The organism is Collinsella tanakaei (genome assembly GCF_016900375.1).
Taxonomy (GTDB): domain Bacteria; phylum Actinomycetota; class Coriobacteriia; order Coriobacteriales; family Coriobacteriaceae; genus Collinsella.
The window spans coordinates 37568-58757 of record NZ_JACJKB010000004.1 but is presented as its reverse complement, the minus strand read 5'-3'; the positions used below and the strand labels follow the sequence as shown (position 1 = coordinate 58757).

Annotated in this window: 14 protein-coding genes; 7 read left to right on the top strand and 7 right to left on the bottom strand. The window is 64.7% G+C overall.

The genetic code is table 11. The features are described from left to right. Positions 1 to 272: 272 nt before the first annotated feature. Both H6A16_RS03800 and H6A16_RS03795 read left to right on the top strand, forming a co-directional pair. Entirely contained in the window at positions 273 to 2456 is a 2184-nt protein-coding gene (locus H6A16_RS03800; RefSeq protein WP_204616281.1) for a circularly permuted type 2 ATP-grasp protein, read from the top strand. A 63-nt stretch (positions 2457 to 2519) separates the two neighbouring features. After that, complete coding sequence (locus tag H6A16_RS03795) at positions 2520 to 3317, top strand: transglutaminase domain-containing protein (protein WP_204616279.1); 798 nt, start codon at positions 2520 to 2522, stop codon at positions 3315 to 3317. A gap of 270 nt (positions 3318 to 3587) precedes the next feature. On the opposite strand, the gene H6A16_RS03790 is transcribed toward H6A16_RS03795, so the two are convergent. The 7 genes from H6A16_RS03790 to ppk1 form a co-directional block, all read right to left on the bottom strand. Continuing rightward, positions 3588 to 4976, bottom strand: coding sequence for a serpin family protein (locus H6A16_RS03790; RefSeq protein WP_204616277.1), 1389 nt, complete (start codon positions 4974 to 4976; stop codon positions 3588 to 3590). Between the two features lie 91 nt (positions 4977 to 5067). Further along, entirely contained in the window at positions 5068 to 6531 is a 1464-nt protein-coding gene (locus H6A16_RS03785; RefSeq protein WP_204616275.1) for a basic amino acid/polyamine antiporter, read from the bottom strand. A 93-nt stretch (positions 6532 to 6624) separates the two neighbouring features. Beyond that, positions 6625 to 7620 carry a P1 family peptidase gene (locus H6A16_RS03780; RefSeq protein WP_204616273.1) on the bottom strand — a complete coding sequence of 332 codons (996 nt, stop codon included), beginning with the start codon at positions 7618 to 7620 and terminating at the stop codon, positions 6625 to 6627. Between the two features lie 80 nt (positions 7621 to 7700). After that, positions 7701 to 8291, bottom strand: coding sequence for a Maf family protein (locus H6A16_RS03775; protein ID WP_204616272.1), 591 nt, complete (start codon positions 8289 to 8291; stop codon positions 7701 to 7703). Between the two features lie 10 nt (positions 8292 to 8301). Beyond that, positions 8302 to 8847 carry a DJ-1 family glyoxalase III gene (locus H6A16_RS03770; RefSeq protein ID WP_204616271.1) on the bottom strand — a complete coding sequence of 182 codons (546 nt, stop codon included), beginning with the start codon at positions 8845 to 8847 and terminating at the stop codon, positions 8302 to 8304. 103 nt (positions 8848 to 8950) lie between these two features. Further along, positions 8951 to 10264: a 23S rRNA (uracil(1939)-C(5))-methyltransferase RlmD gene (gene rlmD, locus H6A16_RS03765; RefSeq protein WP_204616270.1), complete on the bottom strand. Its 1314-nt coding sequence runs from the start codon at positions 10262 to 10264 to the stop codon at positions 8951 to 8953. Positions 10265 to 10450: 186 nt separating this feature from the next. Then, positions 10451 to 12952: a polyphosphate kinase 1 gene (gene ppk1 / locus H6A16_RS03760; protein WP_204616269.1), complete on the bottom strand. Its 2502-nt coding sequence runs from the start codon at positions 12950 to 12952 to the stop codon at positions 10451 to 10453. A gap of 585 nt (positions 12953 to 13537) precedes the next feature. Between ppk1 and arcA the strand changes: the two genes are divergently transcribed. From arcA to H6A16_RS03735, 5 genes are all read left to right on the top strand, one after another. Continuing rightward, positions 13538 to 14779 carry an arginine deiminase gene (gene arcA, locus H6A16_RS03755; RefSeq protein ID WP_204616268.1) on the top strand — a complete coding sequence of 414 codons (1242 nt, stop codon included), beginning with the start codon at positions 13538 to 13540 and terminating at the stop codon, positions 14777 to 14779. Positions 14780 to 14884: 105 nt separating this feature from the next. Next, the gene (gene argF, locus H6A16_RS03750; protein WP_204616267.1) at positions 14885 to 15880 is read left to right on the top strand and encodes an ornithine carbamoyltransferase; all 996 of its coding nucleotides are present in this window, start codon (positions 14885 to 14887) and stop codon (positions 15878 to 15880) included. 166 nt (positions 15881 to 16046) lie between these two features. Continuing rightward, positions 16047 to 17624 (top strand): YfcC family protein, encoded by a 1578-nt coding sequence (locus H6A16_RS03745; RefSeq protein ID WP_204616265.1) that lies wholly within the window; start codon positions 16047 to 16049, stop codon positions 17622 to 17624. A 316-nt stretch (positions 17625 to 17940) separates the two neighbouring features. Then, on the top strand, positions 17941 to 19065 hold the full coding sequence (locus tag H6A16_RS03740) for an aminotransferase (protein ID WP_204616262.1): 1125 nt from the start codon (positions 17941 to 17943) through the stop codon (positions 19063 to 19065). A gap of 468 nt (positions 19066 to 19533) precedes the next feature. Beyond that, on the top strand, positions 19534 to 21015 hold the full coding sequence (locus H6A16_RS03735) for a DUF1846 domain-containing protein (protein ID WP_204616260.1): 1482 nt from the start codon (positions 19534 to 19536) through the stop codon (positions 21013 to 21015). The last annotated feature ends 175 nt before the right edge of the window (positions 21016 to 21190 follow it).

Here is a 21190-nt window from a genome sequence, read left to right as displayed (position 1 = left end):
CGAGTCCCGGAAGGCGTCTGCAGGGGGTCTCTAAAATGCTCAAGTTGCAGTTTTAGCCAGCGGGTCTCGCTGAGGGTCAGCCGCGGGTCCTTTGTCGCTGCGAGCGCGTTGTGCACCTACGGTTCAGCCGCGATTTCGAGGCGATTGCGAAATCTTGTATTCAGCAGGCAACGTTCTTTTTCGATTTCGGATACCCCCTCGACGCAAGCCGGAAACACAGCACCGATATCGTGTGGCCATCGTGACCGACCCCGTATCGGAAGGCTATGGCTATGGGAATCGAAACCGCTGCCCGCGAGCTTGCCACCAGCTTGGCATCGCATCGATCATCCATCAACCGCGAGCTTGCGCGCAACGGCGTGCGCTTCGGTATCTACAAGCAGGGCATCTATCACGACCAGCTCTTCCCATACGATTCTGTGCCGCGCATCATTCCCGCAAAGGAGTACGATCGGCTCGAGGCGGGGCTGAAGCAGCGCGTGCGCGCTCTGAACGCGTTTCTGCTCGACGTCTATGGGGATAAGCGCATCGTGCGCGACGGTATCGTGCCGGAGGAGTACATCTACACCTCGCCAGCCTATCTTCCGCAGGTGAACGGCGTCACGCCGCCCGGTGGGGTCTACGCGCACATCGCGGGCGAGGACCTTGTCCAGGGTGACGATGGCACCTGGTGGGTGCTCGAGGACAACCTGCGCATTCCATCCGGAGCGAGCTACCCGCTGTTCGTGCGCGAGATCGAACGCCGGATCTGCCCGAGGCAGTTTCGCCGGGTTCCCCTGCGCGACAACCGCGACTACCCGCGCCTCCTGCGCCGCTCGATGGATTTCGTGTCCTGCGGCGGTATCGCGGTGGTCCTCTCGCCCGGGCGCTACAACTCGGCCTTCTTCGAGCATGCGTATCTGGCGGAGATGACCGGTGCCGAGCTTGCCTTCCCCGAGGATCTCGAGGTCGTGGGCAATAAGCTCTACCTGCGCGACTATGCGGGCGAGCGGCATCGGGTCGGCGTAGTGTACCGGCGCCTGTCCGACGAGTACCTCGACCCCTTTGCCTTCAATCCGGACTCGGTCATCGGCGTGCCCGGCCTGCTTGCGGCATATCGTGCGGGCAACGTCGCCATCGTGAACGCGCCGGGCAACGGCGTGGCGGACGACAAGGCGATGTACTACTTCGTGCCCCGCATGATCCGCTATTACCTGGACGAGGAGCCGATTCTGCAAAACGCCCCCACCTATCTTCCCCAGTTCGATGAGGACCGCAAGCTGGTGCTGTCGCGCCTGGACGAGCTTGTCATCAAGGATGTCGCCGAGGCGGGCGGCTACGGCGTGGTCTTCGGCGCCTCCCTCACCAAGGATCAGCTCGTCGACCTTGCCAGCCGCATCGAGGCGGAGCCGCGCCGCTTCATCGCCCAGGAGGTCATCAACTTCCGCGATCTCGACGTGATCGACCAGAAGACAGGCGAGCGCGTGCCGCGCAAGTGCGACCTGCGCGCCTTCGTGCTGACCGGCAAGCATACGCACGTATGGTATTCAGGCCTGACCAGGTACTCGTCTGTCCCTGGGGAGATGATCGTCAACTCCTCGCAGGGCGGCGGGTTCAAAGACACCTGGGTGCTCGCCTCGGAGGATGCGGCGTCGTCGGAGAACGGGGTTCGCGAGCGGGTTCGCAGCGCGCTCGACCATGCGCGCCATCGGACGATCGCCCTGGTGACCGCCAGCAAGGCGGACAACCTCTTCTGGCTCGGCCGCTATACCGAGCGCGTGTACACGACGCTCAACGTCTTCTTCCCGTTCTACGATCGTGTTGCCGATTCGGATGTCGAGGCGTTCCGCCCCTTTGCCCGCGCGCTCGATCTGCCCGAGGATTTCGATGACTTCGACGCGTTCATCCATGCGTTTCTCTACGATCAGGACAACCCCGATTCCGTGAGGAGCGCCATGGCGGCGGCGTTCAACAATGCGGTTATCCTGCGGCCGGAGCTGAGCACGCGCCTGCTGCAATACATCGAGCTCGCACTGGCGAAGATCGATGATGCCGCGGCTTGCCCGTCGGATGAGGAGAGCCTGTTCAGCCAGCGCGACGTCGCCGATAACCTCCATGCGTTCTGGGGCGGGGTCGAGAACTCCGCGGCCGACCCGTCGTTCAAGGCGCTCGTGTTTATCGGCAAGTACCTTGAGCGCCTGGATCTGTACAGCCGTTTCAACCTGTCGACGGACATGATGCTCGCGCCGATGAGGAAACTGTGTGGCTACGTGCTTCAGTTGGGCGACCGTCCGCTGCCCCAGTGCTATGCCGACGGCTTGGACGAGATCGTTCCGACGTTGATGGTCCGTGGGTACATCGAGGTCGCCGACCGTCTCGCATCGGTTTGGGGGCGCCGTGGCGATCTTGCCGAGGGCATGGCGTGGGACGGTCACCTCGACGCGGGCAAGCTCGAGCGGGAACCTGTCTTTTCGTAAGATCGCGAGGGTGTGTCGAGCCGAGTCTGAGGTGCGGCTTATCAGGTTGGCAAGGGAGCCGGAGTGAAGAAACTACGATTCGATTACGAGATGAAGCTTACGTTCAGCGAGCCGGTGACCTCCCATCGGTTCCAGCTGCGCTGCATCCCCGTTACCGGTCCGCGGCAGCAGGTCGTGGACGTGGATTTGCATCTGGAGCCGGATGTGCCGCTGGAGACGCTCGTCGACTCCTTCGATTCGCTTGTCGTCACGGGGTTCATCCCCGAGGCGCATGATGAGTTTCGCTATCGGGTGACGGGTACGGCGTTTGTGGACAATGAGCACACGAAATCGGAGCCCGAAAAGCCGCTCTACCGATTTGAATCGCAGCTCACCGGATGGGGACCGCATCTCGATGCGCTCGCGGCGCGTATCGCCCCGCAGCTCGAGGAGCTGGAGGATGCATGCCCCCTCGACCGCGCACACGTCGTCATGCACGAGGTGTACCGGTCGTTTGTCTACACTCCGGGTGCGACGACGGTGCGAACGACGGCGGAGGAGGCGCTCGGTCTGGGTGCGGGTGTCTGCCAAGACTACGCTCACGTCATGCTCGCGATCTGCCGCCATATCGGCCTGGAGGCGCGCTATATCGCCGGCATGCTGGGCGGCGAGGGCGCGACGCATGCGTGGGTCGAGGTCTACCAGGAGGGCCGTTGGATCGGGCTCGACCCCACGCACGACAGGCTTGTGGGCGATGACTACATCTCCATCGCGCACGGCCGCGATTACCGCGACTGCATGCTGGACATAGGCGTCTTCTCGGGCGGCAGGGTGGAGCAGACCCAGTGGGTTTCCGCTTCGGTCGTCGAGGCCGATCGGTAGAAGGCCCCCTGTTGCCCCGTTGCGGCAGGTTGCCGGGTTCTTCGCGCGGGTCTGCGGCGGCGCCTGGCAGAAAATGTAACTTGAGCATTGCCGCGGGGCGCTTTTAGGGTGGCAGGGTGCCCAATTTGGCGCTCGATTACGGGAAATCGACCTCTCTCGAGCTCCGAAGAGGCTCCGACAGGGGGTTCCTAAAATGCTCAAGCTGCAATTCTGACCAGCGGCCTCCGCCGAAGGGCGGCATCGCCATTATCGGACGCCCCGTATGGTGCGTCAGGGCTGCATGAGGGCGCCGACGAACAGCGGGGTATTCGTGCGGGTGTCGACGATCAGGTAGATGAAGGGGCGGTCGAGGCGCACCACCTTGGGCGGGATCTCTTCACCGGGCGCGGATGATCCCGCTTCCAGCTCCACGATCGTCGCCGCGGCGGCGCTGGTGCCTTCCTGGTCGACCTCGATATGCGTCTTGTGGAGGACGCGAGAGATGTTGAGCGGCAGGCCGGCTCCCATGCCAGAGAAGTCCGCGGCATTCGGGTTGAAGGCGTCGACCATGCCGAGTGCCTTCAGGGTATCGTCCAACTGGGTGCTATAGTCGTAGGCGAAGGCAGGCAGGTACGCCTCGACCGGGGCGTACCAGCTGCTTTCGAGCAGCGCGCCGAGCGTATCGCCCGAAAGCTGGGCAACCGTCTCGGAGACCGTCGTGCCTTCGGGCGGCAGAAGGGCGACGAAGGCGTAGGTGCCACCCTGATAGGGCTTGGCGAAGCCCACAAGGCGCTCTCCATCGGCTATGGCGGCGGATTCCTCCTCGCTTTCGGCAACCGCTCCGCTTGCGAGGTCCATCTCGAAATAGCGATTCTCGAAGCTGTACATGAGCTCGACGTCCTGCTCGGATCCGTCCTCGCAGGTGAAGGAGGCCGTCTCGACGAAGCCGTCGTCGATGGGGTCCTCCCAGGCGGCCTCGAAGGCGAGCGCGTTCACCAGGAACATGATCGCCTCCTCGGATATCGGGGAGCTCTCGTCCAGGATGCCGTCGATCATGCCGTCCGTGCCTGCGCGCACCCAGGCGTTGATGTCGCGCACGGTGGAATCGTCGAAGGGCGCGCTGAAGACCGATGCGCCGTACCAGCTGACGGCGTCCTGCAGGAACGCCTCGCTCGCCTCGAACTCAGGCGTATCGCGAATCCAGATGGAGTTGGAGAGCGTGACGGCGGGATTGCCCTTGCCGTCGTGCGCATCGGATCCGGTGCGGGTTCGCTGCGTGTTGAGGTACGCATTGAGCGAGCCGACGTCCATGCCAAGTACCGTTTCCATCTGCTGCAACGTTTCACCCTCGGCGCCGTTTGCGGCAAGGCCGAGCGCGCTTGCGATGGACAGCGGGGACACGAGGGCGTTTGCCCCCTTGTCGACGGACGCATCGTTTTGCAGCAGCGAGAGGGCGAGCTCCGCGAGCGCCCGTGCGCCCTCGGCGTCATGGGACTCGTCAGCCTGCTGGGCAGGGGCGGACACCGTATCCGTGAGCTCGGTTGCAGCGAGATCGGCAGCGTCGGATTCCGTGCGGCGGACGAGCACGCGGTCTTTGATGGACAGCAGGCCGCCGACAAGCAGGATGAGCAGGATGGCGATCAGCAGGATAAAGGGGAAGGGGCGACGCAGCTTCATCATGCCTCCTCGACGCATTGCGGTTGCTTACCTGGGTAATACCCAAATGCCACATGCGCGATGCGCTGCCATCCGAGCAGCGGGTGGCTGCACGCTAGATGGTGATGGCCCCGGTGGCGAGCATGGCGATGGCGGCCACAGCAGCCACGACGATGACGGCGGCGATGATCTTCTCGCGGCCGGTGATGATGGTCGTCGCGCCGTACTCGCGTCGCGCGTTGACGTAGAACAGGATGCCCGGTACGTACGCGATGCAGCAGAGCATGAGCTGATGGAGGCCCGACAGCGTGATGGCAGCGGCGAGGAAGATGGTGGCGAAGGCGCCGAGCACGAAGTCCTTCACCATGCCCTCTGCTCGGTGCGACCACGCATAGCGCGCCATGTAAGCGGAGGCCAGGCCCCACGAGATGACGATCGACGCTGTGCACAGGGAGTAGGCGAACTGGTAGGCGGCCTCGGAGAACAGCATGACGATCGAGAGGACTTGGATCATGGCGCCTGTGGTGATGAGACATGCGGTCGGGGCGCCGTGCCTGTTGAGCTTCGCGAACAGGCGCGGCAGCAGCTCCATCTGCGCCATCTCGTTCATGGCCTCCGACGCGAGGATGGTGTAGGACAGCCAAGCGCCGAAGATCGAGATGATGAGACCGCCGGAGATGAACGCGCCGCCCCAAGGGCCGACGACATGCTGGAAGATATAGGGCATGGACGGCGAGCCGAGCGCCATGAGCTCCTCGCGCGTGAGGTAGCCGTAGGGGAGGACCGACGCCGCGACGTAGATTACGACGAGCGCGGTGCAGCCGAGCATCGTCGCGCGGCTGACGTCGCGCTTGTTGCGCGCGCGGTGGCCGAGGACGCTCGCGCCCTCCATGCCGACGAACACCCACATCATGACCATGAAGCAGTTGACGATCTGCGTGCCCACGCTGCCCGGGGCGCTCTCACTCCCGAGGTTGTTGGCGAGGTTGCCCCAGAAGTCGGCGGTGAATACGCCGAAGTCGAACACGAGGATCATCGTGACGATGAACACGAAGATCGGCACGAGCTTGCACGTCATGACGATGGCGTTCAGGACGGATGCCTCCTCGACGCCGCGGTTGACAACGAAGACGATGATCCAGTTGAGCACCGAGATGAACGCGACGGCGCCGATCGTGAGGCCGTCGGAGAAGGGCGGGAAGAAGTATCCGATAGCGGTGGCGAGCATGACGCCGAAGGCCACGTTGCCGATCCAGATGGACAGCCAGTAGCCCCAGCCCGACACGAAGCCCGTGAACGGCCCGAAGCCCTCCTTGGCGTAGGCGACGATGCCGTTGAGGTTGGGGCGCAGGATCGAGAGCCTGCCGAATGAGGTGGCGAGCGCCATGAAGCCGATGCCGCTGATGACCCAGGCGATGAGCGCGGGGCCGGGCGCCGCGGCAGCCGAGATGTCGGTCGAGAGCGCAAAGACGCCCGAGCCGATCGATGAGCTGATGACGAGCGCGATGAGGCCGAACAGGCCGATGCCGCGCTTGGCGGGTGCCGAAGGGGTCTCAGACGTGGTCGGAACGGGATCCATGGGAGCTCCTTGCGGTGTGCAGAATGAATAGAAAACCCACCGGCACGCATATCGCGAAACCGGTGGGCCCTGCGTACAACCGTTAATCCTACGCTACCGCGCAAGATCTTTGCATGAAGGCGTTCCAAGTATTCCGTCTGCGGTACGACATCCCTCGCAGATGGCCGCCTCGAGCGCGCGAGTGGCAAGAAGGCCCAGAAGGTCGAGCGGGCAGTCCTGCATATCGGCCGTTCCCGACGCCATGACGTAGATCGTGTCGCCGTCGTTGGTGGTGTGGGTCGGACGGATGGTATGGGCATAGGCGTCGGCTGCGATCTGGGCGACCTTCGTGCACTGCGCCTTCGTGAGCCGCGCGTTGGTGACGATGCACGAGATGGTCGTGTTCGTGCGGTCGAGCGGCATCGCCATCTGGTCGGCCGCGGCGATCATGGCCTCCTCCATGCTGACGATCTCGTCGGAATCGGCCGCGGCGCGCATGCCGGCGATCGTGCGCCCGGTTGCGGGGTCGACCACGTTGCCGCAGGCGTTGACAGCGCTCAAGGCTCCCACCTTGATGCTGCCGAGCTGGAGCGCCTGGGCGCCCAGGCCGCCCTTCATGGCGCAGCCGGGACCGTTCAGCTTGCCCACCGTGGCGCCGGTTCCAGCGCCCACCGTGCCCTGCTCGAGCGCGTCGGCACCCCCGTCGAGGGCCGCGCAGGTGGCGAATATGCCCGCTTCTACACCGGGGCGCACGTGGGCATCGCCGAAGGCGAGGTCGAACAGGCAGCTCGAGCACACGATGGGCACGACCGTCGGTCCCACATCGAGGCCGATGCCGCGACCCTCGAGCTCACGCGCCACGCCCGATGCCGCCTCGAGGCCGAAGGCCGAGCCGCCCGAGAGGCAGACGGCGTGGATGGCGTCCACGGTGTTCTCGGGGCGCAGCAGGTCGGTCTCGCGCGAGGCGGGCGCGCCGCCGCGGACATCGACGCCGGCAGCTGCGCCCTGGGGCGCCACGATGACGGTGCAGCCGGTTCCCGCCGTGCGGTCGGTCCAGTGGCCGATATGGAAGTCGGTCAGCTCACTCAAAGGAATGGATGTCAGCTCCATGTGCAAGAGCTCCTTTCGCTTGCCGCGCGGGTTATGGGTTCGGTATGCGCCTGACCTCGGATACAGGCGCCGCGGTGCTGCTAGCAGATGATGCCCGCCTGCGTCTCGAGCCGTGCGATGGCGCGCACCGTGCGGGCGATGGGAAGGCCCACGACGTTGTAGAAGTCGCCATCGATCTTCTTCACGAGCATGCGGCCGCCCACGCCCTGGATTCCGTAGGCGCCCGCCTTGTCCATCGGCTCGCCGCCCTTCACGTAGCCATCGATCTCGTCGTCGGTAAGGTCGAAGAACGTAACGTCGGTTACCTCGACCAACGATACGGGTTCGACTCTTTTGGCGTGCGCGACGATAAGGGCGACGCCGGTTGCGACCTGGTGCGTCCTGCCAGAGAGCTCGCGCAGCATGCGGCGAGCATCGGCCTCGTCTTCGGGCTTGCCGAGCACCTCGCCGTCGATGGCAACGATGGTGTCGGCCGCCACGACGAGCTCGCCGGGGTAGGCGGATGTGGAGGCGGAAAACGCCGCCTTGTCGAGCGAGAGGCGCGCGACAAGCTCCAAGGGCCCCTCGTGCACCTGGGGCGTCTCGTCGATGTCAGCGGGAATCACGCGGAAGTCGTAGCCCGCCTCGCGCATGAGCTCGATGCGGCGGGGAGATTGCGATGCTAAGATCATGCGCCTGCCCCTACAGCTGGATTCCCTCACGGACCTTCTCGACCGCGACGTCGCCGGCGATGTCGCCCAGGACGGCGAGCGCGAACGGAAGCGCTTGGCCCATGGCCGAGGCGGTGATGATGTTGCCGTCGACCACGACGGACTTGGGGCCGGCGAACACGCCTGCGGGGAAGGTGTCCTCGAAGCCCGGGAAGCAGGTGGCGCGATGGCCCTCGAGCACGCCGAGCTCGCCTAAGATGGACGGGGCGGCGCAGATGGCGGCGACATGCTTGGTGGCGGCGAAATCGCGCACGATGTCGCAGACGCGCTCATCGGCGCGCAGGTGCTTCGTGCCGGGCATGCCTCCCGGGAGCACGACGTAATCGAAGTCATCCATATCGATCTCGTCGAGGGTGCAGTCGCACGTGACGGCGATCTGCTGGGCGCTCACGACGTCACGGGTGGACATCACGGACACGAGCGACACGCGCACGCCGCCCCTGCGCAGGACATCGACGATGGTCAGGCACTCGATGGTCTCGAATCCATCGGCGGCAAGCACGGCTACGGCGGACATGGCGGATCCTTTCGTTGAGGGGGCGTTTTCGCTGTTATACCCCGGGCCGCCCGCGCGCATGCCGTCGGGGTTGGATATCGGCTTCAGCGGCCGGCAGCGCGGGCTAGGCGCGGGTGAGGTGCGCGACGGTCTCGCAGTGGAACGTCTGGGGGAAGAGGTCGACCGGGGTGGCCGACACGACGCGGAACGTGCCCTCGTCGGTAAAGCGGCGCAGGTCGCGGGCGAGGGTCGCCGGGTCGCACGACACGTAGGCGACATCGCGGGCGGAGGTGCCGGCGATGAGCCCGATAGCCTGCTCGTCGAGGCCCGCGCGCGGCGGGTCGACCACGAGCACATCGGCATCGTCGTCGGGGAACTCGCGCACGGCGTCGCCGCCGATGGCGTCGACGTTGGTGATGTTCGCGCTCTCGAGGTTGCGGCGCAGGTCGCGGACGGCCGGTCCGTACGCCTCCACGGCGTAGACGAAGTCCATGCGGCGGGCGAGCGGCAGGGTGAAGGTGCCGGCGCCGGAATACAGGTCGATGCCGACCTCGTCCTCGGCGGGCTTGAGGGCATCGAGCACAAGCTCGATGAGGATTTCGGCGGCAGCGGTGTTCACCTGGAAGAACGAGGGCGCCGACAGGCGCATGAGCTCGCCTGCGATCTGCTCGGTCCACGAGCCCTCGCCGGCGAGCGCCTCGACGCCCGCCACGCGGCGGGCGCGGCGGTCGCCCTTCGACATGACGCGCACCACGCTCGTGGGCTTGACGGCGTCGGTGAGCACGCGGGCCACCTGCGCGCGGGGGAAGCCGCCGGTGGGGGTCCAGAGGGCCACCTCGAGCGCCTTGGTGCGGCGGCTCGCGCGGATGCCCACGCGCTCGAGTTCGAGGTCGCGGGAGTTGCCCAGGTACGACAGAGCGCCCACGACGGACTTCACGGCCTTGGGGTACTTCTTCTCGAACAGCGGGCAGGCATCCACGCGCACGATGGTATCGGGGTCGGTGCCGTGCATGCCGAGGCGGAACTTGCCGCCGTCGAGCACGGGCGCGAGCTCGATCTTGTTGCGGTAGCCCCAGGCGTCCTTGGCGTATCGGATGGGGCGCACGATGGCGGCGATGGCATCGTCGTCAAAGCGGCCGATGCGCTTGAGGGTCGAGCGAAGGTTCTCCTCCTTGGCGGCATGCTGCGCCGCTTGGGCAAGTGAGCCCCAGGGGCATCCGCCGCAGATGCCCACGAAGGGGCAGGGCGGCTGGACGCGGTCGGGGGAGGGCTCGACGACCTCGCGCACGACGGCGCGGTCGAAGGAGGCGCCCGTGCTTACGATGTCGGCCTCGACCGTGTCGCCCGTGACGCCTCCGGAAACGAAGACGGCCTTGCCGTCGTCGGTGCGTGCGAATCCGTCCGGTCCGTAGGTCATGCTGTCGATCGTGAGCTTCATGGTGTCCTTTCCGCTGGCTTTTCAGCCCACAAGTGTAGCGTCTTGCAGGCCGTCGGCGCCTGCGCAATCGGGACGTGCACCAAGTGTGCAAGGGCGTAACGCGCGTTTGCCGCCAAAAGCAAGAAGGGCTGCGACCGGGATCGCAGCCCTTCCGGGCAGGCTTATAGGTGAGATGTCGATGCGCTCCTACCTGCGCTTCTTGGTGTCCTTGGAGCCGAACAGGAGCGTCTTCAGTCCGAGGCCCACGAGGGCGAAACCGGTGCCGACGCGGCCGCGCTTGCGCACGGTGACGGCATTCTGGCTGCTCGGGGCGGCTGCGGGCTGCTCGGGCTCGATGAGTGTGGCCTTCACGGCGGTCGGCTGGGGCTCGGGCTTGGCTTCAGCCGGCGCCGCAGGCGCCGCGGGCTCCTCGGCGGCAGCGGGCGCGGCATGCGGCTCGAGCACGTTCTCGTCGTCAGCCTCGACAGCGGTCGCGGGCGGCGTTCCCATGGGTACCGACGGGCGGGCGACGGCGCGCTTGGACTCCGCCTTCTCCGCCGAGCTCGCGCGCTTGGTCGCGAACTCCATGAGGTGCTCCTGCGCGATGAACGGCTCGGTGCCCTCGGACACCTCGACGGGCGCCCACGTGCCCTTGCTCGTGAGCTCGCGCGCCTTCACGTTGTCCTTGAGCTGGATGTCCATGTACTCGATGACCTGGGCGCGGATGTCGGCGTCGAGTACGGGGAAGGCGATCTCCACGCGGTGCTCGGTGTTGCGCGTCATCATGTCGGCGGACGAGAGGTACACGGTGTCGGCATCCTCGCCGAAGGCGTAGACGCGCGCGTGCTCGAGGAAGCGGCCCACGATGGAGCGGATGTGCACGTTCTCGGTCTTGCCGGGGATGCCCGGAAGCAGGCAGGAGATGCCGCGGATGATCATCTCGACCTGAACGCCGGCGCAGCTCGCCTCGGAGATCTTGTCGATGACCTCGCGGTCGGTAAGCGAGTTCATCTTCAGGAAGACGCGAGCGGGCAGGCCCGCCTGGGCGCGGTCGATCTCGCGGTTGAGGCCCGTCATGATGAGCGGCTTCAGGCCGGCGGGCGCCACGCCGAGGTAGCGGTAGTCGCCGCGCAGGTTGCCGAGCGACAGGTTGCGGAAGAACGAGTTGGCGTCCTCGCCGATGCCCGGATGCGCCGTCATGAGCATGAAGTCCGAGTACAGCTTGGCGGTCTTCTCGTTGAAGTTGCCGGTGCCGAGCAGCGTCAGGCGCGTGACCGCCATGCCCTCGCGGTAGGTGAGCTGGCAGATCTTGGAGTGGCACTTGAAGCCCTCGGAGCCGTAGATGACCGTGCAGCCGGCCTCCTCCAGACGCTCGGCCCACTCGATGTTGTTCTCCTCGTCGAAGCGCGCGCGGAGCTCCATGAGCACCGTGACCTCCTTGCCGTTCTCGGCGGCGGAGATCAGCGACTCGCACAGGCGCGACTGCTTGGCCACGCGGTAGAGCGTGATGCGAATCGAGATGCAGCTGTCGTCGAAGGCCGCCTCGTGCACGAGGTTCAAAAACGGGGTCATGGCCTCGTAGGGGTAGAACAGCAGCTTATCGCCCTCGATGACCTGTTCGCGCATGGGGCGGGAGAGGTCGAATGTCGGGTTGGCCTGCGGCTGGAAGGGGTCGAACAGAAGCTCCTTCTTGGCGGCCTCGGGGATATGCGACTCGAGCGAGTAGACGTAACCCAGGTCGAGGGGGATGTCGGTCACGGCCATGGAGCGGCCCGACAGCTCGAGGGCGCGGCGGATGGGCTTGATGGTCGTGCGCTGGAGCTGGCCGCGCACGTAGAGGTAGACGGGCTGCAGGCGCAGGCGCTTCTTGAGGATGCGCTTCATGTGCTGGCGGTAGTCCTCGTCCTCCTCGACGCCCTCGCCGTCGGGGTCGATATCGGCGTTGCGGATGACGCGGATGATGGCGCGATCCTGGGGCACGTACGTTCCGAAGCAGCGGTCGACGCAGGCCATGATGATGTCCTCGACGAGGATGTAGTGGTACTCGCCGGCGGTGCTGGGAATCTCGATCACACGCGGCAGCGACGGCGGGATCTCGATGAGGCCGAGCAGGCCGGACTCATCGGATTCCGCGGAGACCTCGAGGCCGCACACGAGGTACAGCCCGCCGTTGCGCAGGTTGGGGAAGGGGTGGCGCGGGTCGATGACGAGCGGCGAGATGATGGGGGAGATGTAGGACTTGAAGAAGCCCTCCACGAAGGTGCGCTCGTCGCCTACGAGGGTGTCGGGCTCCAGGCGGATCATGCCGCGCTTGGCGAGCTCGTCCTCGAGCTCGTGGAACATGGCCTCCTGGCGCGCGTACAGGGGCGGCAGAGCATCGAAGACGCGGTCGATCTGCTCGGCCGGCGTGAGGTTGCTCTTGTTGTCGCGCGGCTGGTGCTTGAGGGTCGCCAGGTCCGAGAGGCCGCCGATACGGATCATGAAGAACTCGTCGAGGTTGCTCTCGAAGATCGAGACGAACTTGAGCCGCTCGAACAGCGGGACGGTCGTGTCGTAGGCCTCGGCGAGCACGCGGTCGTCGAAGCGCAGCCACGACAGCTCGCGGTTCTGCGTGTAGCTGTAGTCGTGGCGATCGGCCTTGACGGGCGCGGTGGCGTCGCCGTCCCTGCGCTTGTCGTTCTTCTTGCGGTCTTTATCCTTGACTGCCATGTTCCATCCTTCGGGGTTCTCGGGGTCGCACGCGACACGCATGCGCAAACACCAATATATGCTTAATCGAACCCCGCCGGGGCCGGATTCGAAAAAGCTTGGCCGTATGCTTACATGGCCCGTTTGGCGGTATGTGGGCGGTCCCGTGAGTACCGCGCCGCCGTTTCGCGCGGGCAAGCGGTACCAAAACGTCCGTAAACGGTCGGGCAGAGAATAATCCTGAATATTTCTTTGGACTTAGTGAATGTTGCAAGGCTGTGGGAATCGCCTGCGAATCTACTAAGGAATATACGAAACTCACTTGAAAATATGCAGTTCTAAGAGTAACCGGAATGGAAGTTTACAGAGGTTACTACCACGGTCAACAGGCCATTCAGTGTGTCAATCTGCTTTATCCCGTGACAGTACATCATGCAGATATGTTGGAAATATACCGTCTACGCCCCCTTTGATACCGCTCGGGGGAGCCGTGCAACGTCTGTCGGAAATTGGATAAAAACATGACTGTCAGTGGTCGGCGCCAAGGCACGAGAGGCGCCGAGAAAAGGCGGGCCGGTTCGGCCCCCGATAGAAAGGTAGGAGGCTATGACGAAAGGACTGCATGTCACGAGCGAGATTGGGCAGCTGAAGAAGGTTTGCCTGCATCGCCCGGGCGAGGAGCTCCTCAATCTGCCGCCTGACGAGCTCGAGCGTCTTCTGTTCGACGACGTTCCCTTCCTCGAGGTGGCTCAGCAGGAGCACGATCGCTTCGCCGAGATCCTGCGTGAGCAGGGCGTCGAGGTCCTGTATCTCGAGAAGCTCGTAGCCGAGGCGTTCGACGCCGTGCCGGAGGCCCGCGAGGAGTTCCTCGATCAGTGGCTCGCCGAGGCCGGCATCAAGGGCAGGATCGCCCCGCCCGCCATCCGCGAGAAGCTGAACTCCATCACCGACAATCTCGAGTTCGTCAAGAAGACGATGGCCGGAATCACCAAGGCCGAGGTCGAGCTTCCTCTCGTGAGCTCCGTTACCCTCGACTCTCTGGTAAACACCGAGTCCGAGAGCGACCTGCTCGTCGACCCGATGCCCAACCTGTACTTCACCCGCGACCCGTTCGCGGTCGTCGGCACGGGCGTGAACCTGAACCGCATGTACTCCGTCACGCGTAACCGCGAAACCATCTACGGCAAGTACATCTTCAAGTATCACCCCGACTACAAGGACGTGTCGCTGTACTACCGTCGCGACAGCACCTTCCACACCGAGGGCGGCGACGTCCTGAACATCAACGAGCACACCATCGCCGTGGGCATCTCGCAGCGCACCCAGGCTGCCGCCATCGACGTGATGGCCCAGAACATGTTCTGGAACTCCGATTCCAAGATCGACACCATCCTGGCGTTCGACATCCCCGTGTCCCGTGCCTTCATGCACCTCGACACCGTGTTCACCCAGATCGATGTCGACAAGTTCACCATCCATCCCGCCATCATGGGCACGCTGAAGGTCTACAAGCTCACCCCGGGCAAGAATTCCGGTGAGGTCAACATCACCGAGACGACCGACACGCTCGAGCACGTGCTCGCCAGCGCCCTGGGCATCGACGCCGTCAAGCTCATCCCGTGCGGCGGCGGCGACCCGATCGCGGCTGCCCGCGAGCAGTGGAACGACGGCTCCAACACCTTGGCCGTCGCCCCGGGCAAGATCTGCGTCTACCAGCGCAACAACGTCACCAACGACGTTCTGTACAAGGAAGGCTTGGAGCTGCTCGTCGTGCCCTCGGCTGAGCTCTCCCGTGGCCGTGGCGGCCCGCGCTGCATGAGCATGCCGTTCTGGCGCGAGGATCTTTAAATCTTGCGATGACGGCGCGTCCGAAATCGACGCGCCGTCATACTTGTCCGCTGAGGCCGTTTTGGTCTCGGTATCGAAAGCTTTTCTACCGAAAGGAACCAATCAATGGGCGTTAACCTCTCCGGCCGTAGCTTCCTGCGTCTGCTCGATTTCACCACCGAGGAGATCGAGTACATGCTCAAGCTCTCCAAGAACTTCAAGGACCTGAAGCGCACCGGCACCCCTCACAGGTACCTCGAGGGCAAGAACATCGTCCTGCTGTTCCAGAAGACCTCCACGCGCACCCGCTGCGCCTTCGAGGTCGGCGCCATGGACCTCGGCATGGGCGTGACCTACCTCGATCCGGGCAGCTCCCAGATGGGCAAGAAGGAGTCCATCGAGGACACCGCCCGCGTGCTCGGCCGCATGTATGACGGCATCGAGTTCCGCGGCTTCGCCCAGTCCGACGTCGAGGAGCTCGCCGCCAAGTCCGGCGTGCCCGTGTGGAACGGCCTGACCGACATGTGGCATCCCACCCAGATGCTCGCCGACATCCTGACCGTCCAGGAGAACTTCAACTACGATATCAAGGGCAAGACCCTCGTCTTCATGGGCGACGCCAAGAACAACGTGGCCCGCTCCCTCATGGTCGTCTGCGCCAAGCTCGGCATGAACTTCGTGGCCTGCGGCCCCGAGGAGTGCATGCCCGCCGATGACGTCATCGAGGCCTGCAAGCCCATCGCCGAGGCGAACGGCTGCACCATCACCCTCACGACCGACGCCAAGGCCGCCTGCACCGGTGCCCACGTCATCTACACCGACGTGTGGGTCTCCATGGGCGAGCCCGATGAGGTCTGGACCGAGCGCATCAAGCAGCTCGAGCCCTACCGCGTCACCAAGGAGCTCATGGCGATGGCCGATCCGTCCGCCATCTTCCTGCACTGCCTGCCCAGCTTCCACGACACCAACACCACCACCGGCGCCGAGATCGCCGCTAAGTTCGGTGTCACCGAGATGGAGGTCGAGGACGAGGTCTTCGAGAGCCCGCAGTCCAAGGTCTTCGACGAGGCCGAGAACCGCATGCACACCATCAAGGCCGTGATGTACGCGACCCTGAAGTAGCGACTCCCTTCGATTTGCTGCCCAGCGAAGCGGGCGCCGCGCACGTGGCGCCCGGCTTCGCCGGGGCTGTTCGGCTGCCATCCGCATCCCCGTCCGAAAACAGAGCACGGCACGGCGGGCGGATTTGCGGAGCTGAATCTTCGTTTATGAAAGGGGGATGAGCACAATGGCTGAGACCACCAAGAAAAAGCGCGGTATGCTCTCGTCATTTACCATTCTTCTGCTATTGCTGGCTATCGTTGCCATCATCACGGTCATCGTGGGCAACATGGCTCCCGACCAGGTGACCCCTGCGAACGCGAGCGACTTCTTCACCGCTCCCGTCAAGGGCTTCGCCGACGCTTTGCCCGTCTGCCTGTTCGTTATGATCCTGGGCGGCTTCCTCGGCATGATGACCGAGACCGGCGCGCTGGATAACGGCATCGCCGCGCTCGTCCAAAAGCTCAAGGGCAACGAGCTCATGATCATCCCCGTCCTGATGATCATCTTCTCCCTCGGCGGAACCACGTACGGCATGTGCGAGGAGACCGTCCCGTTCTATGCGCTGCTCGCCGCCACCATGATGGCCGCCGGCTTCGACCCGATGGTCGGCGCCGCCACCGTCCTTCTGGGCGCTGGCTGCGGCTGCCTCGGCTCCACGGTCAACCCGTTTGCCGTCGGCGCCGCCGTCGACTCCCTGCGCGGCGTGGGCATCGAGGTCAACCAGACGATCATCATCGGCCTGGGCGCCGTGCTGTGGATCGTCACGACCGCGATCTCCATCGTCTTCGTGATGGGCTACGCCAAGAAGGTAAAGGCCGACAAGGGCTCGACCATCCTGTCGATGCAGGAGCTCAAGAACGCCGAGGAGGCCCACGGCGCAGCTGCCGCCGAGGCCGCCAAGGAGGTTACCCTCACCGGCCGTCAGAAGGCCTGCCTGGGTATCTTCGCCTTCACGTTCGTCGTCATGATCGCCGGCTTCATTCCCATCGCCGACCTCAACGAGGGCGTTGCCAACTTCTTCGACGCGGGCGCCCAGTATGAGGTCGTCGAGACCCCTGTTACCACCGACGATCTCGTTGCCGCATACGATGACGCCAACGGCACCGCGACCACCGTCGAGGGTTCCGTCGAGGGCGTCGCCGAGGGCGAGGTCCAGACCGCTCAAGGTTGGTCCGCCTTCATCACCGGCCTGCCCATCGGTCAGTGGTACTTCGATGAGGCCTCCACGTGGTTCTTCGTGATGGCCATCATCATCGGCATCGTGGGCGGCCTGTCCGAGAAGCAGATCGTCAACACGTTCATCGCCGGCGCCGCCGACATGATGAGCGTCGTGCTGATCATCGCGCTCTCCCGTGGCATCTCCGTCCTCATGGCCTCCACCGGCCTCGACCAGTACGTGCTGAACGCGGCCGCCAACGCCCTGGCCGGCGTGTCCGGCGTCCTGTTCGCGCCGCTTGCCTGGCTGCTCTACTTCGGCCTGTCCTTCCTCATCCCGTCGACCTCCGGTATGGCCACCGTGTCCATGCCGATCATGGGCCCGCTGGCCGCACAGCTCGGCTTCTCGCCTGAGGTTATGGTCATGATCTTCTCGAGCGCCATCGGTGTCGTGAACCTGTTCACCCCGACCTCCGGCGCCATCATGGGCGGCCTGGCCCTGGCACGTATCGAGTGGACCACCTGGCTCAAGTTCGCCATGAAGCTCATCGTGGTGCTCTCGGTCGTGTCTGCGGTCATCGTGACGATCGCGCTGGTCATCCTGTAGACCTCAAGGATCCTTGGCGCCTCAACAGACGTCTAGCCGGCTTCGATCGAGCCGGTGAGGACCCTACCTTTCTGCCCCCTTCCGTTCCGTGCGCGGAGGGGGGCGCTTTCGTTTCGGTCTGTGGTGCTGCGGATGCCGGTTTTCGCTGTGTCCGTAGCACTGGCCGTTTGGTACCAGGCGGCCGTTTTGGGCCCCGTGCGGGGAGCGATGCCGACTATCTGGTACCAAAAGGCCGTTTTGGTCGGAGGCGGGTAACCCGCAGTGGTGATACGCTGGCGCTGGATGCGTTTGCGAGCACGTAGAGAGGACGGGCGACATGGACATCGCAACCATCGGAGTCGAGGAGTGGCTGAATGTCCACGAGCGCGATGCGATCTGGGATATCGCGCAGTCGACGATCGCCTCCCTGACCATGGACGAGCTGCTCGGCCTCGACGGTAAGTGCGGCACGACGCTGCGCGAGCAGCTTGCCTCCGAGAAGATGAACTACGGCTGGATCGAGGGGTCGCCCGCCTTCAAATCCGAGGTGCAGAAGCTTTACGCGACCGAGATCGATCCGGGTCGCATCCTTCAGACCAACGGCTGCACGGGCGCGAACCTCAACGCGCTCATGGCCGTCGTGCGCCCGGGCGACCACGTGATCGCCGAGTGGCCCACGTATGCGCCGCTCTACGAGATTCCGCGCACGCTCGGGGCCCGAGTGGAGCACTGGGAGCTGCGCGAGGAGCTGGGGTGGATGCCCGATATCACCGAGCTGGAGCGTATGGTGAGGCCCGACACGCGGATCATCTGCATCAACAACGCCGCGAACCCCACGGGCACCGTGCTCGACGAGCAGATGCTTCGCCGGATCGCCGAGATCGCGGCATCCGTCGGCGCCTACGTGTTGAGCGATGAAGTCTACCTGCCGCTCGAGGACGGAGTTTCCTTCACCTCGATGGTCGATGTATACGACCGTGCGATCGTGACGAACTCGGTGTCCAAGACCTACTCGCTGCCTGCGGCGCGCATCGGTTGGGTTATCGCCGATGCGAAGGTGTCGGATGCCATCCGAACCTATCGCGACTACACGATGATCTCGGGAGGCGTGATAAACGACCTGCTCGCCACCTATGTGCTGTCGCACCGAGAGCAGGTGCTCGCGCGCAACCGCGCTATCGTGACCGGCAACCGCGAGATCGTTCGCGCATGGATTGCCGATCAGCCGCGTGCCAGCTGGGTGGAACCGCGAGGCGTGTCGACGTCGTATGTGCGCTTCGATATCCCCGAGGATGACGAGGCCTTCTGCCTGCGTCTTCTTGACGAGCGCGGTGTGCTGCTGGTGCCCGGCAGCCGCTTCGGGCTGCCCTGCGGCGCGCGCCTCGGCTACTGCGCTCAGCCAGAGGTGCTGCGTGAGGGTCTGAGGTTGCTTGGCGAGGCGCTGCACGAGTTCGATCGATAGGGGAGAGCGGACTAACCACGCCGGAGCGGGCGCTTTCTGCGGCATTGCGGAGCTGTAGAGGCGCGCTGTGGCAGAAATTGCAGCCTGAGCACTTGATGGACCCCCTGTTGAGCTGGCAATGCGCCCTCAGAGGGCGCGGAATGCCCTCTTTTGGTGGTCGCAGAGCGCCCTGAGCCGGAGAACAGGGGGTCTCTAAAATGCTCAGGCTGCAATTTCTGCCAAGGTCCCCTTGATTGTCGGCTTGAGGCCACCTGCACCTCATGGCGAGCGCGCATGTTCAGCGGCACGACCCATGCCCCATGGCGTGAGGAGGGTACCCGCCCGGCGCCCGGCGCCGTCTTCCGCCGATATGCCGGAAAACCTATGGGCGCCATCTGCTTCGTCCCGCCCGCGGCGCGGCGCTCGACTATACTTGTCGGGTCGATAGGCGATCTGCGGCCGCGAGCCGCACGGGAGGAGCTTTGCCCCATGCGCAAGGGATTCGATAACGATAAGTACATCAGCCTGCAAGCCGAGCACATCAAGGAGCGCATCGCCCAGTTCGGCGGCAAGCTCTACCTCGAGTTCGGCGGCAAGCTGTTCGACGACTACCATGCGAGCCGCGTGCTTCCCGGCTTCGAGCCCGACAGCAAGTTCCGCATGCTGAAGAGCCTCTCCGACGACGTCGAGATCGTTATCGCCATCAATGCGGGCGACATCGAGAAAAACCGTGCCCGCAGCGACCTCGGCATCACCTACGACGAGGACGTGCTACGCCTGACCGATATCTTCCGCAGCTACGGGTTCCTCGTGAGCTCCGTGGTGCTCACCCAGTACGCGGGCCAGGGCGCAGCCGATGCGTTCCGCCGCCGCCTCGAGTCGCTGGGCATCACGTGCTACCTGCACTATCCTATCGAGGGCTATCCGCACGACATCGACCTCGTGGTGTCCGATGAGGGTTATGGCAAGAACGACTACATCGAGACTTCCCGTCCGCTGGTGGTCGTGACCGCCCCCGGCCCCGGTTCGGGCAAGCTCGCCACCTGCCTGTCGCAGCTCTATCACGAGCACAAGCGCGGCGTCGACGCCGGCTACGCCAAGTTCGAGACGTTCCCCATCTGGAACCTCCCGCTTTCGCATCCGGTGAACATCGCCTACGAGGCCGCCACGGTCGATCTGGACGACTCCAACATCATCGACCCCTTCCACCTGGAGGCCTACGGCAAGACGACCGTCAACTACAACCGTGACGTCGAGGCGTTCCCTGTGGTCAAGTCGCTCATGGAGAAGATCATGGGCGAGAGCCCCTACCAGAGCCCCACGGATATGGGCGTCAATATGGCGGGCTATGCCATCGTGGACGACGAGGCCTGCCGCGAGGCGGCCAAGATGGAGATCGTTCGCCGCTACTTCACGGCTGCCGAGCAGGTTAAGCGCACCGGCGCCGGCGCCGAGCAGGTCGCGCGCCTGAAGAGCATCATGAAGAAGGCGGGGGTGGACAAGGACTTCTCGCCCGCCCGCTCCGCTGCGTTGCTGAAGGAGCAGACCACCGGCTCCCCTGCGGGCGCCATGGTGATGCCCGACGGCTCCGTCGTGACGGGCAAGACTTCCGCGCGCCTGGGCGCGGCCAGCTCGCTGCTCATGAACGCCCTCAAGGCCGTGACGGGCGTGGACATGGAGCTCGAGGTCATCTCCGATGACGCCATCGAGCCCATCCAGCGCCTCAAGACCCGCCGTCTGGGCAGCGTGAACCCGCGTCTGCATTCCGACGAGACGCTCATCGCGCTGTCCATCACCTCGGCTACGAGCGAGGTGGCCGCGCGCGTGCTCGAGGGGCTGAAGAAGCTGCGCGGCTGCGACGCGTTCTTCTCGGTGATCATCTCCGCCACCGACGAGGAGCTCTACCGCAAGCTCGGCATCAACGTGTGCTGCGAGCCCAAATACGAGCGCGCCGGGATGTATCACCGCTAAGGGCGCTCTGTTCTATGGTGACATGACGCTCCGGCGCGCTTGCGTGCCGGAGCGTTTTTTTGGGATGTTTGGGGACGGGTTCGTTTCAACCCATCCTTGGTCGCGCTGCCGCATCGCCGTGTCCGACGCGCCGTTCGGAGCGGATATGCGACCGACAGGCTCGCTTTTCATTCCG